The sequence below is a fragment of the Streptomyces sp. NPDC054883 genome (assembly GCF_053610645.1).
In genome coordinates, this window is record NZ_JBSGYT010000007.1 from 160,061 (window position 1) to 173,882 (window position 13,822).

The window sequence follows — 13,822 nt, forward strand, 5'->3', positions numbered from 1 at the left end:
ACCGTATAAAGGGCATGATTCGGCGGAGAGGCGACCCGGGGACGGAACGAGGGAAGGCGGCGGCGCGATGTCGGGGACGGCGGGGCCGGGGCGGACCACGGAGCAGGAGCGCGGCAACGTCCGCTACGGACCGCCCGCCCCGCAGCCCGGCCTGCCCGTCCTGCCCGAACTCACCGCTGTCCTCGCCCGGGCCGCCGGACGGGCCGCCCCCGAGCCCCCGGGCGGCGGGGAGGCGGTCCGCGAGGCCGCCTGCGGCTTCTGGACCCGGCGCGGGCTGCCCAGCCGGCCCGAGGACGTCGCCGCGGGCCCCGGCGCGCCCGCGCTGCTGCTCGCGCTGCTCGGTGCGTACGGCGGCGACGTGCTGCTGCCCCGGCCCTGTCCCGCCTGGTGGACGCCGCAGGTACGGCTCCTGGGACGGCGGGCCTACCACGTGCCGACGCCCGCCGAGTGCGGGGGCGTACCCGACCCGTACGCCCTGCTGGAAACCGTCCGGCGGGTGCGAGCCGAGGGCGGTGACCCGCGCGTCCTGCTGCTGTCCGTCGCCGACGACCCGACCGCCACCGTGCCGCCGCCCGAGATGGTGCGCGAGGCCTGCGAGGCAGCCGAGTCCGCCGGGCTGTTCGTGGTGAGCGACGAGAGCTGGCGCGACACCGTGCACCGGCCGCACGAGACGCTGGTGCTGAGTCCCGCCGAGATGCTGCCCGACCGGGCCGCCGTACTGGTCGACCTGTCCGGGTCGCTGCTGCCCTCCGGCTGGCCCGCGGCAGTGGTCCGCTTTCCCGGCACCGCGCGCGGAAGCGGGCTGCGGGCGCGCACGCTCGACGTCCTCACCGCCACCGGCGCATTCGTCGCCGGCCCGGTCGCCGGGGCCGCCGCGCACGCGCTCCACGAACCCGACGCCGTCTCCGAACGGGCGTACGCGGCCGCAGCCCTGCACGGCGCGGTGGCCGCCGCGGCGCACCGCGAACTGCTCGCCGTCGGGGCGTTCGCCCGGCCCCCGCAGGCCGGCCGCCACCTGTACGCGGACCTCTCCCCGCTCCGCACCGGGCTGGCCCGGCACGGGGTGGGTGACGCGATGGAACTGGAGGACTGGCTCGGCGCCCGGCTGGGCGCGCCGGCCCCCGGCGGCCAGCGGTTCGCGGACGCTCCCGACGCCCTGCGGGTGCGCCTGTCGACGGGACCGCTGCTGGGGGCCGGCCCCCAGCAGGGGCTGGCCTCCCTCACCGCCCGGGAGCCCCTGGAGCTGCCGCACGTACGGGCCTGCCTGGACCGGCTCCGGTCGGTGCTGGCGGCCCTGGCGGACTGAAACCGACGACCAAGGCGACCGAGCAGGCGAACGGAGACTTCTCGTGAGGGACCAGAGGGACGCCGTCGGGCCCGAGAGGGCGGCCCGGGCCGTACGCGCGGGAGCGGCGCGCCCCGAGCCGGTCCGCCCCGAGCCGGCCACGGCTCCGCCCGCCGACCCGGCCGCGGCCGCTCCACCGGCGGGCCCCGTCGTGCCCCCCGTATCCGCCGTGTCCGCGGGCCCTGCCGCGCCGCCCGTACCCGCCCTGCCCGCGCCCCGGCCGCTCGGGGAACTCCGCTCCTGGCCGCGCTCGTTCGCCGACCGGCTGACCACCCCGCTGCCCGGCGTACGGGCCCTCGCCCGGCTGGCCCGTGAGGGCGCCTTCCGGCCGGGCGCCGAAGGGCTCACCGGGATCCCCGACCTGCCGTACCGGCCGGCGCCGCTGCCCCCGTCGGCTCCCGGGACGGTGTGCGCCACGTGGGCGGGGCACGCCAGCTGGGTGCTGCGGGCCGGCGGGTTCACGGTACTGACCGACCCCGTGTGGTCCCGGCGGATCCTCGGGACCCCGGCCCGGATGACGCCCGTGGGCGTGCCCTGGGCGCAACTGCCTCCCGTGGACGCGGTGGTGATCAGCCACAACCACTTCGACCACCTCGACGCCCCCACCCTCAAGCGGCTGCCCCGGCACACCGCCCTCTTCGTCCCGGCCGGCCTGGCCCGCTGGTTCCGCCGCCGCGGGTTCACCCGTGTCACCGAGCTCGACTGGTGGGAGGCGGCCGAACTGGACGGCGTGCGCTTCGACTTCGTGCCCGCCCACCACTGGTCGAAGCGGTCCCTGCTGGACGGCTGCCGGACCCTGTGGGGCGGCTGGGTGCTGACGGACACGGCCACGGGCAAGAAGGTCTACTTCGCGGGGGACACCGGCTACGGCCACTGGTTCGGCGAGATCGGCCGACGGCACCCCGGCATCGATCTCGCCCTCCTGCCCATCGGCGCCTATGCCCCGCGCTGGTGGCTGCGCGACGTGCACACCGACCCCGAGGAGGCGGTCCGGGCCTGCCTGGACGTCGGGGCCCGCCGGATGGCGCCCATGCACTGGGCCACGTTCGTCCTCTCGGCGGAGCCCGTGATCGAACCCCTGCACCGGGTGCGCGCCGCCTGGTCCCGGGCGGGGCTGCCGCGCGAGCGCCTGTGGGACCTGCCCATCGGGGCCTCCCGCGCCTTCTGAGCCCCGGCCCCGGAGACCGGCCCCGCTCAGGGCGGCGGCCGCAGCCGGTGCCACAGCGCCGGGGCCGCGCTGATCAGCAGGGTCACACCCACCGCCACGGCCACCCCCTGCCACGGCTGTGCGAACAGTGCCCCGCCCAGGATCCCGATCAGCCCGTACGTGGCCGCCCACACCAGGCACGCCGGCCCGTCGCCCCGCGCGAACCGCCGCAGCGGCAGCCCCGCCAGCAGGCACGCCAGCATCACCGGGATCCGCCCCGCCGGAACCAGCCGCGAGACCACCAGGACCGTCACCCCGTTCTCGTCGAGCCTGCGCTGCGCCCGTGCCAGCCGCTCCGGCGTGGCCCGGCCCCGCAGCCGCTCCAGCCACCGCGAGCCGCCCCGCGAGCGCACTCCGCTGCGCCCGAGCCAGTACAGCGCGAGGTCTCCGACGAACGCGGCGAGCGCGGACACCCCGAACACCAGCAACAGCCCGAAGGGGAGCGTCGGCTGATGGAACGCCACCACCGCGGCCGAACTCACCAGCGCCCCCGTCGGGATCACCGGCACCAGCGCACCCAGCGCCACCAGCACGAACAACGCCGGGTAGCCCACGGCCTGCCGGCTGCTCTCCGCCGCCTCCTGCCACAGCGTCACGGCAGCCGCACCCGATCGCCGTGCGCGAGGGCACGTACCGTCACCTTCGGGGCCAGCCGGGCCGCGAGGCGGACGAACTCCTCGCCGGGGGAGTGGAACTCGTGCGGCCGGACGGCGTCCATCCCGATCGGCCAGTACGTCCCGTAGTGCACCGGAACCGCCGCCGCCGGAGCCAGCTGCGCCAGCGCCCGCGCCGCGCGGCCCGCGTCGAGGTGACCCGGGCCCAGGTACGGCCCCCAGCCGCCCACCGGGAGCAGTGCCACGTCCACCGGCCCGACCTCCTCGGCCATCGTGTCGAACAGCCCGGTGTCCCCGGCGAAGTACGTCCGCGCCGAGCCCCGCACCACGAACCCGAGCGCCGGGGCCCGGTGCGGGCCGAAGGGCAGCCGCCGCCCGTCGTGCCGCGCGCTGACCGCCCGTACGCGCAGCCCCCCGCGTACGGTGACCTCCTCGCCCGGCGCCACTTCCGTCAACGCCAGCCCGCCCGCGGCAGCGACGCGGGCCAGTGCCGGTACGGCGCCCAGCGCCCCCCGCGGCACCAGCAGCCCCGTTCCGGGGGCGAGCCGGGCCAGCGAGGGCAGGTGCAGGTGGTCGGCGTGCAGGTGCGAGACCAGCACCACGTCGGCGTCGGCCGCCCGGGGCGGCGGCAGCGCCCCGCACCGCCGCCTCAGGTGCGCGAGCCGCCGGGCGAACAGCGGGTCCGTCAGCACCCGTACGCCGGAGTCCTCCACCGTGCAGGTGGCATGCCCCCACCAGGTGATCTCCACCGCCACGCGGATCTCCCTCCTCGTCCCCCCGAGAGTAGGCCGAAGCGCGCGCAACCGTGACCGGTCGCCCCCTCCTCCCGGGCCGGGGATCGGAGTAGGGTCTCCCGCCATGGATGCGCTGCGCGTGGCCGCGATCGCCAGCCTGGCCCCGCTCGAGGAACTCGATGCCGACCCCTTCGCCGTGGACACCCGTGGCCAGCACGCCATGTGCGCGCGCTGGGCCGCCGACCACGGGTACGTCGTGACCCGGCACCTGCTGGTCTACGGCCTGCGGGCCGACCACTGCGGGCTCTGGCGCGACATCGACGCCGGACAGGTCGACCTGTTCGTCACCGCCAACCGCCGGGTCCTGGCCCGCGCACTGCGCTCCGTCGAGGAGTTCACCGCCGAGTGCGAGCGGCGCGGCGTACGGCTGGAGACGGCGGGGCAGGACGAACCCACCTACACCTCCGCCATGAAGGCCGAGGTGCACCGCAGGCTCTCCATGCCGACCGCCGGCTACGACGGCACCTGACGACCCCCGCGCGGGCCTTCCGCGTCACCCTCCCGGACGACCCGACCCGTGCGACGCTGGCAGTGGAACCGGGAACGGGGGTGCGGCGTGGGGCGACGGCGGTGGCGGAGCGCGGGCAGTGCGCTGGTGCGGGTGGTCCTCGTGTGGGCGGTGTCGACGCTCACCATGCTCGTGCTCGCGGGCGTGCTGCCGGACTTCCGCCTCCAGGCGGCCGGCCCCGGCGGCGACAGCCTCACCCGGATCGGGCTGACGGCCGCCTGGGGCGCGGGGGCCTTCGGCCTGCTGAGCGCGCTGGTGTGGCCGCTGCTCGTGCGGGCCCTGCTGCTGGTGCCCGCGCTGGTGCTCGGACTGCTCGTGTTCTTCCTCAACGGGTCGCTGCTGCTGATCGCGATCGGCCTGGTCCCCGACGGCCACGGCGAGGTGGCCCCCGAGACGGCGGTCCTCGTCGCCGCGGCGATGTCCGCGGTGGCGTCGGCGACCTCCACCGCGCTCGCCGTACGGGACGACGACGCCTACCGCCGCAGGCTCTACCGGCTCGCCGACCGGCGCCGCCGCCGCGGGCCCGGGGCCGCGGCTCGCCGCGCCGGCCGGGCGGCGCCCGGCCTGGTCTTCCTCCAGCTGGACGGCGTCGGACACGAGGAACTGCGCCGGGCGCTGGACCGCGGCCTGATGCCGACGGCGGCCGGCCTGCTGGAGCGCGGCCACCGCCTCATGCCGTGGCGCACGGACTGGTCCAGCCAGACCGGCGCCAGCCAGCTCGGCATCCTGCACGGCTCCACCTTCGACGTGCCGGCCTTCCGCTGGTACGAGAAGGACACCGGCGAGGTGATGGTCTGCAACCGCCCGGCCAGCGCCGCCGAACTCCAGCGGCGCGCCATCGCCCGCACCGGCGACGGGGGGCTGCTCACCCTCGACGGGGCCAGCCGCGGCAACCTGTTCAGCGGGGGCGCCGACCAGCTCGCGCTGGTGCTCTCCCTCTCCGCCCGGCGCGGCCGGGCCAACCGCTCCCGCGCGGGCTACTTCGCGTACTTCTCGGACCCGGCCAACGCCGTCCGCACCGCCGTCTCCTTCGTCGCCGAGGTGGGCCGGGAGATCGGCCAGTCGCTACGGTCCCGGGTCCGCCGCCAGAGCCCGCGCGTCGGCCGCGGCGGCCTGTACCCGCTGATCCGGGCCTTCGCGACCGTCGTGGAACGGGACGTGGTGGTGGCGGCGGTGGTCGGGGACATGCTCGCCGGCCGCGCCGCCGTCTACGCCGACCTGGTCGCCTACGACGAGGTCGCGCACCACTCGGGACCGCACGGTCCGGACACCGACCGGGTGCTGGCCCGACTCGACCGCAGCCTCGCGCTGATCACCCGGGTCGCCGAGCACACGCCCCGCGCCTACCGGATCGTGCTGCTCTCGGACCACGGCCAGAGCCCGGGGGAGACCTTCCTCGGCCGGTACGGGCTCACCTTGAAGGACCTGGTCCGGGCCGGCTGCGGGCTGCCGGTCTCCCGCCGGGCGGGGCGGACCCGCAGCGGCGCCGAGGCCCGGGCGGCGGTGCTCGCCGCCCTGCACCGGCCGGTGGAGGAGGGGGAGGAGGCGCACCCGGCGACGGGTTCCGACCCGGTGGTCCTGGCGTCGGGCAACCTCGGGCTGATCTCCTTCCCGGACGTACCGGGGCGGGCGGGCCGGGCGTGGATCGAGCGCGCCCACCCCGCCCTGCTGCCCACCCTCGCCAACCACCCGGGGATCGGTTTCCTCCTGGTGGACGGGGAGGTCCTGGGCCCGGACGGCGCGGCGGCCCGGCTGGACCGCCCCGGCGGGGCGGAGGCGCTGCTCGCGGGCTTCGGCCCGGGCGCGGCCGAGGCCGTCCGCCGCACGGACTCCTTCCCGCACGTTGCCGACATCATGGTCAACTCGGCCTGCGACCCGCGGACCGGGGTGGTGCACGCCTTCGAGGAGCAGATCGGCTCGCACGGCGGGCTCGGCGGCGAGCAGGGCCACGCGTTCCTGATGTGGCCGCCGGAGCTGTCGGATCCGGGACCCGTGCTGGTGGGTGCGGAAGCCGTGCACCGAGTCATGCGGCGCTGGCTGCGCGAGGCGGACGGGCCCCAGGTGCCGGTGGAAGCGTCGGCGGAGGCGTCGGCGGAGGATTCCCGGCCGGAGGCCGCCCCGAGCGGAATCTTTCCGTCCGCAGGGGTGCCCGTACGGGACGAAAACCGCTGATTTGGTGCGGCTTTTGGTGTGCACGACGATATGCCGACCCGTCCAGCATATGAAACACCTGAGGCGCACCACCCGTGAGCACCACTCTGCACGCCCCGGAAACCGCACCGGAAACCGCCCCGGCCGCCACTCCCGCCGACGGCGCGGCCGGCCCGCACGCCCGCCGCTTCGGTCTGCCGGTCGCCACCTGCCTGGTCATGGGCAACATCATCGGCGGCGGCATCTTCCTCCTGCCCGCCTCGGTGGCCCCCTTCGGCACGATCAGCCTCGTCGCCTTCGGCGTGCTCACCGTCGGTGCGATCGCCCTCGCCCTCGTCTTCGGCCGCCTCGCGGAGCGGCTGCCGCAGACCGGCGGCCCGTACGTCTACGCCCGCGCGGCCTTCGGCGACTTCGCCGGGTTCCTCGCCGCCTGGAGCTACTGGATCACCACCTGGGTATCGAACGCGGCCCTCGCCGTGGCCGCCGTCGGCTACCTCCGCGTGCTCTTCCCGGCGCTCGGGGAGCACACGTGGTCCATGTGCCTGGGCGCCCTCGCCGTGCAGTGGCTGCCGGCGCTCGCCAACCTGGCCGGCACCCGGTACGTGGGCGCCGTGCAACTCGTCTCGACCGTGCTCAAGTTCGCCCCGCTCCTGCTGGTGGCCGTCGGCGGCCTGTTCTCCTTCGACCCGGCGAACCTGGGCCCCTTCCAGGCGACCGGCCAGAGCCCCGTCGGAGCGGTCTCCGCCGCCGCCGCGATCCTGCTGTTCAGCTACCTCGGCGTAGAGTCCGCCGCCGTCAGCGCCGGTGAGGTCCGCGACCCGGCCCGCAACGTCGGCCGGGCCACCGTCCTCGGCACCACGGGCGCGGCCGCCGTCTACCTGCTGGGCACCCTGGCCGTCTTCGGGCTGGTCGCACACGAGAAGCTCGTCACCTCCCAGGCGCCCTTCTCCGACGCCGTCGACGCGATGTTCGGCGGCACCTGGGGCGGCACGCTGGTCGCCTGCGCCGCGGTGATCTCGATGGTCGGCGCCCTCAACGGCTGGACCCTGCTCAGCGCGCAGACCCCGTACGCCGCCGCCCGCGACGGGCTCTTCCCCAAGGTCTTCGAGACGAAGCGGCGCGGGGTCCCGGTGGCCGGCGTCCTGGTGACCGCCGCCCTGGCCTCCGCGCTGACCGTCTACAACTACACCGCCGGCGGCGACGGCGTCTTCGAGGTCCTGGTGCTGGTCACCACCTTCACGGCGACCGTCCCCTACCTGCTGTCCACGGCCGCGCAGGTCTACTTCCTCGCCTCCGGACAGCGCTCCCGGGTCCGGCGCGGCCGGCTGGTCCGCGACGCCGCCCTGGCCTGCCTGGCCTTCGCCTTCTCCATGTGGCTGGTCGCCGGCTCCGGGTACGCCGCCGTCTACCAGGGCGTCCTGTTCCTCTTCGCGGGCGTCTTCTGCTACGCCGTGATGGCCGCGCGACGGGCCGGGCGGCCGGACGCGTGAGCCACGGAAACCGGCCCGGGCCCCCGCACTCACGGGGGCCCGGGCCGGTTCGTGTCCGGTCCGGTCAGTCCAGGTAGTCGCGCAGCACCTGGGAACGCGACGGGTGGCGCAGCTTCGACATGGTCTTGGACTCGATCTGGCGGATGCGCTCACGGGTGACCCCGTACACGCGGCCGATCTCGTCCAGCGTCTTCGGCTGGCCGTCGTTGAGACCGTAACGCATGGAGACGACACCCGCCTCACGCTCGGAGAGCGTGCCCAGGATCGACTGGAGCTGCTCCTGGAGGAAGGTGAACGACACCGCGTCGGCCGGGACCACGGCCTCGGAGTCCTCGATGAGGTCACCGAACTCGCTGTCGCCCTCCTCACCCAGCGGGGTGTGCAGGGAGATCGGCTCGCGGCCGTACTTCTGGACCTCGATGACCTTCTCCGGGGTCATGTCGAGCTCCTTGCCCAGCTCCTCCGGAGTGGGCTCCCGGCCGAGGTCCTGGAGCATCTGGCGCTGGACGCGGGCCAGCTTGTTGATGATCTCGACCATGTGCACGGGGATGCGGATGGTGCGCGACTGGTCGGCCATGGCGCGGGTGATCGCCTGCCGGATCCACCAGGTCGCATAGGTGGAGAACTTGAAGCCCTTGGTGTAGTCGAACTTCTCCACGGCGCGGATCAGACCGACGTTGCCCTCCTGGATCAGGTCCAGGAAAAGCATGCCGCGGCCGGTGTAGCGCTTGGCGAGCGAGACCACGAGGCGGAGGTTGGCCTCCAGCAGGTGGTTCTTCGCGCGGCGGCCGTCCTCGACGAGGATCTCCAGCTCGCGCTTGAACGCGGGCTTGTGGTCCTCCTCCTCTTCGAGCTTGTACTCGGAGAACAGGCCCGCCTCGATGCGCTTGGCGAGCTCGACCTCCTGCTCGGCGTTGAGGAGCGGCACCTTGCCGATCAGCTTGAGGTAGTCCTTGACGGGGTCGGCGGTGGCGCCGGCCACCATGACCGTCTGCGCCGGGGCGTCGTCCTCGTCGTCGTCGGACAGTACGAAGCCCTGGGTGCCGCCGGCCTTGGGGGCCCCTTCCTCGACCTCTTCGGCGAGGTCCTCGGCCGCCCAGTCCTCACCCTCGACGGCCGGGGTCTCGGCCTCGTCGGAGTCCTTGGCGCCGGTCTTCTTCGCCGCGGCCGTCTTCTTCGTGGCCGTGGCCTTCTTCGCGGCGGTCTTCTTGACCACGCGCTTCTTGGGCTCGGCAGCGGCCTCGGCCGTCACCTCGTCCTCGGCGGTGGCCGGCGAAGCGGATATCGCCGCAGCGGCGGCGGGGGCCGCGCCGGCCGAGGCCTTGCGCGCGCCGATCGGCCGCGGCGCGGCGGTCGCCTTCTTCGTGACGGTGCGGGCAGGCGCGGCCGCCGCCTTGCGGGGCTTCTTGACGGCGGCCTTCGTGGCGGGGGCCGCGCTGACGTGCAGTGCGACACCCTCCTCGTCCAGGACCTGGTTCAGGCTGCGCAGGACCCGCTTCCACTGGTCCACCGGGATGCGGCCGGCCTCGAAGGCCTGACGCACATCGTCACCGTTGATGTGACCCTGCTCGCGGCCGCGCTCGACGAGCGCGACGAGGGCCTCCGATTCGGCGATCTCCGGAGGGAACGTACGGGACGGGCTGAGCGACACAAGGAGCCTCTCGTTGCGAACAAATAAGGGGTGGGCGGGACATCATCGCGCGAACTCGGGAAACAGACCCCAGGGGGCTCTGTATTCCGGGCCGCGCGAGGACACCTGTCGGTTCATCGCACGCCCGAGTCGATTCGTTACGCGCTGAATTGAGTGACCTGCGCCACGCTGTGGCCGCGCAACCCGATCGGGCCCCGATCCGTCCGCCCTCCTCCCGCCCTCCACTCAACCCGATTGCGGGCTTTGATGAGGAAACGGGCGGTATGTGCGACGAACGGGCCTTCACGCTCGATCCGTTCGTGCAGCTCGCGCAGCCGGTCGCGGTAGTGCCCGACCGTGAAGCCCGGCACCATCCAGATCACCTTCCTCAAGAAGTAGATCACGGCTCCGATGTCGTGGAACTCCGTCCGCAGCCGCTCCGAGCGCAGATCGGCGATTTCCAGGCCGGCGGCCCGCGCCCCGGCGACGGCGTCGTCCGGGTGCCGGCTGCTGACCAGCTCGAAGGCCCCGTCGCCGAACGGCAGCGGCGGCTCGTCGGCGTCCGCGACCACGACCGCTCCGAGCGGGTGCAGCAACCGCGTGGCCTTGGCCACGTTCGGCGGCCAGGACTCGGTGGCCGCCGTCAGCCGGGGCAGCGGCCCGGCGCCCGCGAGCACCTCCCCGCCGCCGGTCTGGATGCCCAGGGCGGACCGGACCCCGGCCAGCCGCTCGCCCAGCAGCTTCTGGTACCCTCCCGCTGCTCAGTGGCCCGGCCGTCGAGCCAGGAGAAGTCCCAGCCGTCCGCGGAGACGGAGTCCGCCTTCGCGGCTGAGGGCCCCCCGGACGGAGTCTGGGGGGTCCAAAGTGCGCGTCATGTCTGGATCCTCCCAGCTCGCGCGCGCATGGTCCGCCGCATTCCCCGCCGCCCGCCGGGCCCCGCCCGACGGGTCGACTAGAGTGGGGGCGGGCCGTGACTGGCGTTCGGGTGGATCACCACCGGGGAGCGGCCCGGCGTACTTCGTGCGCCGACTGCCGCGCGCCTGGGCGAACCGCGATCCGCAGCGACGCCCAGGAGACCCCCATGACGACTGCCCAGACCGACACCCCGGACCGGACCGCCCGGCTGATGGACGGCACCGCCCTCGCCCGCCGCATCTCCGAGCAGACCGCGGCCCGGGCCGCCGAACTCACCGAGCGCACCGGCACCGCGCCCTGTCTGGCCACCGTGCTGGTCGGCGAGGACCCCGCGTCCGTCACGTACGTCCGCATGAAGCAGAACCGTTGCGCCAAGGCGGGGATCACCTCCCGCCACGTCGAGCTGCCCGCCGCCACCACCACCGCGGAACTCGTCGCCACGCTCACCGAGCTGTCCGAGGACCCGCGGATCAGCGGCATCCTGCTCCAGCACCCCGTGCCGCACCACATCGACGAGCGCGCCGCCTTCGAGGCCATCGCCCCCGGCAAGGACGTCGACGGCGTCACCATGCACTCCTTCGCCGCCATGGGCTTCGGCCTGCCCGGCTTCGTCTCCTGCACGCCCGGCGGCATCATGCGGCTGCTGGAGGAGTACGACGTGGACCTCACCGGCAAGCACGCCGTCGTGGTCGGCCGCAGCGCGATCCTCGGCAAGCCCGCCGGGATGCTCCTGCTGGAGCGCAACGCCACCGTCACCTACTGTCACTCCCGCACCCGCGACCTGTCCTCCATCGTGCGCCAGGCCGATGTGCTGGTCGCCGCCGTCGGCAAGGCGGAATTCATCCGGGGCGAGGACATCAAGCCGGGCGCGGTCGTGCTGGACGCCGGGTACAACGAGGGCAACGTCGGCGACGTCCACTTCGAGTCGGCCGCCGCCCGCACCTCGCTGATCACCCCGGTACCGGGCGGGGTCGGCCCGATGACCATCGCCGTCCTGCTGGAGCAGACCGTCCGGGCGGCCGCGGCCCAGGCCGGCCTCGACTTCACGGAGCTCTGAGCCCCCCCGACGGGCCCGGCCACCGCCGTGGATCCCCGCCCGGGCCGTCGTCCTGGCCCGGGCGGGGATCCGGCGGTTCGCCGCGCGCCCGGGCGGTTCAGGGTCCAGGTGCGTGCAGGTACTTCGCCGTCGCCGGGTCGGCCGGCAGGAGCGTCTCGATGGCCAGCTCGGCGACGGTCACGTCCATCGGGGTGTTGAAGGTGGCGATGGACGACACGAAGGACAAGACGTGCCCCTCGTGCTCGATCACCAGCGGAAGCGCGATGTACGGAACGGCTTCCGCCGGTGCGCCGTCGCCCGACCCCTCCGCCACCGGGTACGCCGACACCTCCTCGTACAGCGCGCGCAGCGGCTCCGAGCGGGCCAGCGCGATCTGCCGTTCCATCTGCGCCAGCAGGTGCCCGCGCCACTCGCGCAGGTTGCGGATCCGCGGTGCGAGCCCCTGCGGGTGCAAGGCGAGCCGCATCGCGTTCGGCGGGGGCGCCAGCAAGTGCTCGGCCACGCCCTCCAGCAGCCTGGTGATGCCCCGGTTCGCCGCGACCACCTGGTACGTCGCGTCCACCACCAGCGCCGGATACGGCTCGTACGCGCTCAGTAGCCGCTCCAGCACTTCGCGCAGCAGGCCCAGCTCCGGCGCGTCCAGCGGGGTGCAGGCGTACCGGGGCGCGAAACCGGCCGCCACCAGCAGGACGTTGCGTTCCCGCACCGGTACGTCGAGGTGCTCCGCCAGCCGCAGCACCATCTCCTCGCTCGGCCGGGACCGGCCGGTCTCCACGAAACTGATGTGCCGGGACGAGGAACCGGCGCGCCCCGCCAGCTCCAGCTGACTGATCCCGCGCCGCTCCCGCCATGTGCGCAGCAGCGCACCCACACTCGCCGAAGTCATGGCCCGACGTTAAGGGGCGGGCTCGGCCGGCCGGAAGAAACGGCACGCGCCGGTGCGCGGGCCCTTCCCTGCGGCGCGCGCTGTGGGAACCTTGACAGCACGTCAGTCAGTCGGGCCGACCGGGTCGTGAAGGAGCGTGTGGATGTCGGGCGAGCCGCTTTCCCAGAAGGAGATCGAGGACCGGCTGCGGGAACTTCCCGGCTGGGCGTTCGAAGACGACCGGATCCAGCGCACGTACCGGCTGGGCAGCCACCTCGCGGCGAGCGCCTTCGTCGCCCACATCGCCGTCGTGCAGGACGGGTTGAACCACCACTCGGACCTCACGCTCGGCTACGACTCGGTCCGGGTGTCGGTGAACACCCACAGCGCGGGCGACGCGGTGACCGCGAACGACTTCGACCTCGCCGAGCGAGTGGAGGCGCTGGCCCCCGCCCACGGGGCCCGCTGATGCCGGCTCCGCACCCGGCGCCGCTGGTTGACTACGACGCGGAGGCCGAGGTCTACGACGCCACCCGCGGCGGCGCCCCGCGCGCCGAGGCGGCCGCCGCCGCGGTCCTCGGCCTGCTCCCGCCCACCGCGGGGACCCTCCTGGACCTGGGCTGCGGCACCGGCATCGTCACCGCCCGGCTGACCCGCCCGGGGCTGCGGGTCCTGGGCGCCGACGCCTCGTACGGGATGGCCGCGACGGCCTCGCGGCGCGGGGTCCCGGTCGTACTGGCCCGCGCGGGGCGGCTGCCCTTCCCGACGGCCTCGCTGGACGCGGTGAGCGCGGTGTGGCTGCTGCACCTGCTGCGGGACCCGGGCGCGGTGGCCGCCGTGGTCGCCGAGGCCGCGCGGGTGCTGCGCCCCGGCGGGGTCTTCCTGACCACCGTCGACAAGGACGCCGCGCACGACGTGGGCAGCGACATCGACGAGGTGTTCGCCCCGCACCTGACCGACGCCGCCGCGGACGGGGCGGAGCGGGTCACCGCCCACGCCGCCGGGGCGGGACTGCGGCCGTACGGGGGCGTGCTCTTCGCGGGCCACGGGCAGGGCCGCACCCCGCGCGGCGCGGCGGCCGGCCTGCTGGCCGGGCGCTACGCCTCCCGGATCAGCCCCCGCGACGCCACCGCGCGGGAACTCGCCGACCGGCTGCGGCGGCTGCCCGGCCAGGACACCCCGCGCGGGGAGCCGGCGTACCGCCTCCAGGGCTTCGTCAGCGGGTTCGCCGGCGGCTGACGGTGCC

Annotated in this window: 12 protein-coding genes, 1 pseudogene and 1 riboswitch; of the genes and pseudogenes, 8 read left to right on the top strand and 5 right to left on the bottom strand. The window is 74.8% G+C overall.

The features are described 5' to 3' along the window. The first annotated feature begins 67 nt into the window (after positions 1–67). Together ACWGH1_RS08340 and ACWGH1_RS08345 are read left to right on the top strand one after the other, a co-directional pair. Positions 68–1,306 (top strand): aminotransferase class I/II-fold pyridoxal phosphate-dependent enzyme, encoded by a 1,239-nt coding sequence (locus tag ACWGH1_RS08340; protein ID WP_453408534.1) that lies wholly within the window; start codon positions 68–70, stop codon positions 1,304–1,306. A gap of 190 nt (positions 1,307–1,496) precedes the next feature. Then, entirely contained in the window at positions 1,497–2,513 is a 1,017-nt protein-coding gene (locus ACWGH1_RS08345; protein ID WP_453352093.1) for an MBL fold metallo-hydrolase, read from the top strand. A 26-nt stretch (positions 2,514–2,539) separates the two neighbouring features. Here ACWGH1_RS08345 and ACWGH1_RS08350 read toward each other — a convergent pair whose 3' ends face one another. Beyond that, positions 2,540–3,148 (bottom strand): DedA family protein, encoded by a 609-nt coding sequence (locus tag ACWGH1_RS08350; RefSeq protein ID WP_453352088.1) that lies wholly within the window; start codon positions 3,146–3,148, stop codon positions 2,540–2,542. Beyond that, entirely contained in the window at positions 3,145–3,921 is a 777-nt protein-coding gene (locus ACWGH1_RS08355) for an MBL fold metallo-hydrolase (RefSeq protein ID WP_453352089.1), read from the bottom strand. The genes ACWGH1_RS08350 and ACWGH1_RS08355 overlap by 4 nt, the downstream gene beginning before the upstream one ends. 103 nt (positions 3,922–4,024) lie before the next feature. On the opposite strand from ACWGH1_RS08355, the gene ACWGH1_RS08360 reads away from it, so the two are divergent. From ACWGH1_RS08360 to ACWGH1_RS08370, 3 genes are all read left to right on the top strand, one after another. Further along, entirely contained in the window at positions 4,025–4,429 is a 405-nt protein-coding gene (locus tag ACWGH1_RS08360; protein ID WP_453352090.1) for a hypothetical protein, read from the top strand. A gap of 87 nt (positions 4,430–4,516) precedes the next feature. Then, positions 4,517–6,640 carry a phage holin family protein gene (locus ACWGH1_RS08365; RefSeq protein WP_453408535.1) on the top strand — a complete coding sequence of 708 codons (2,124 nt, stop codon included), beginning with the start codon at positions 4,517–4,519 and terminating at the stop codon, positions 6,638–6,640. A gap of 74 nt (positions 6,641–6,714) precedes the next feature. Then, positions 6,715–8,109, top strand: coding sequence for an amino acid permease (locus ACWGH1_RS08370; RefSeq protein ID WP_453357016.1), 1,395 nt, complete (start codon positions 6,715–6,717; stop codon positions 8,107–8,109). Positions 8,110–8,173: 64 nt separating this feature from the next. Here ACWGH1_RS08370 and ACWGH1_RS08375 read toward each other — a convergent pair whose 3' ends face one another. Beyond that, positions 8,174–9,760, bottom strand: a complete 1,587-nt coding sequence (locus tag ACWGH1_RS08375) for an RNA polymerase sigma factor (RefSeq protein ID WP_453408536.1) — start codon at positions 9,758–9,760, stop codon at positions 8,174–8,176. A gap of 137 nt (positions 9,761–9,897) precedes the next feature. Continuing rightward, positions 9,898–10,565, bottom strand: a pseudogene (locus tag ACWGH1_RS08380) (hypothetical protein); the annotation flags it as partial. Between the two features lie 134 nt (positions 10,566–10,699). Further along, a riboswitch (ZMP/ZTP riboswitch) is annotated at positions 10,700–10,792 on the top strand. A gap of 28 nt (positions 10,793–10,820) precedes the next feature. Here ACWGH1_RS08380 and ACWGH1_RS08385 point away from each other — a divergent pair. Then, complete coding sequence (locus ACWGH1_RS08385; protein WP_453356619.1) at positions 10,821–11,711, top strand: bifunctional 5,10-methylenetetrahydrofolate dehydrogenase/5,10-methenyltetrahydrofolate cyclohydrolase; 891 nt, start codon at positions 10,821–10,823, stop codon at positions 11,709–11,711. Positions 11,712–11,808: 97 nt separating this feature from the next. Here ACWGH1_RS08385 and ACWGH1_RS08390 read toward each other — a convergent pair whose 3' ends face one another. After that, complete coding sequence (locus tag ACWGH1_RS08390; RefSeq protein WP_453356618.1) at positions 11,809–12,597, bottom strand: helix-turn-helix domain-containing protein; 789 nt, start codon at positions 12,595–12,597, stop codon at positions 11,809–11,811. Positions 12,598–12,739: 142 nt separating this feature from the next. Here ACWGH1_RS08390 and ACWGH1_RS08395 point away from each other — a divergent pair, with 142 nt between their 5' ends. Together ACWGH1_RS08395 and ACWGH1_RS08400 are read left to right on the top strand one after the other, a co-directional pair. Then, positions 12,740–13,045: a 4a-hydroxytetrahydrobiopterin dehydratase gene (locus ACWGH1_RS08395; protein ID WP_453356617.1), complete on the top strand. Its 306-nt coding sequence runs from the start codon at positions 12,740–12,742 to the stop codon at positions 13,043–13,045. Beyond that, positions 13,045–13,815 (top strand): class I SAM-dependent methyltransferase, encoded by a 771-nt coding sequence (locus ACWGH1_RS08400; protein WP_453408537.1) that lies wholly within the window; start codon positions 13,045–13,047, stop codon positions 13,813–13,815. Before ACWGH1_RS08395 ends, ACWGH1_RS08400 begins: the two co-directional genes overlap by 1 nt. The last annotated feature ends 7 nt before the right edge of the window (positions 13,816–13,822 follow it).

Coding starts and splice junctions, on each gene's coding strand:
- ACWGH1_RS08340 (WP_453408534.1), top strand. CDS start 68: ATGTCGGGGACGGCGGGGCCGGGGCGGACCACGGAGCAGGAGCGCGGC.
- ACWGH1_RS08385 (WP_453356619.1), top strand. CDS start 10,821: ATGACGACTGCCCAGACCGACACCCCGGACCGGACCGCCCGGCTGATG.
- ACWGH1_RS08390 (WP_453356618.1), bottom strand. CDS start 12,597: ATGACTTCGGCGAGTGTGGGTGCGCTGCTGCGCACATGGCGGGAGCGG.
- ACWGH1_RS08400 (WP_453408537.1), top strand. CDS start 13,045: ATGCCGGCTCCGCACCCGGCGCCGCTGGTTGACTACGACGCGGAGGCC.
- ACWGH1_RS08360 (WP_453352090.1), top strand. CDS start 4,025: ATGGATGCGCTGCGCGTGGCCGCGATCGCCAGCCTGGCCCCGCTCGAG.
- ACWGH1_RS08395 (WP_453356617.1), top strand. CDS start 12,740: ATGTCGGGCGAGCCGCTTTCCCAGAAGGAGATCGAGGACCGGCTGCGG.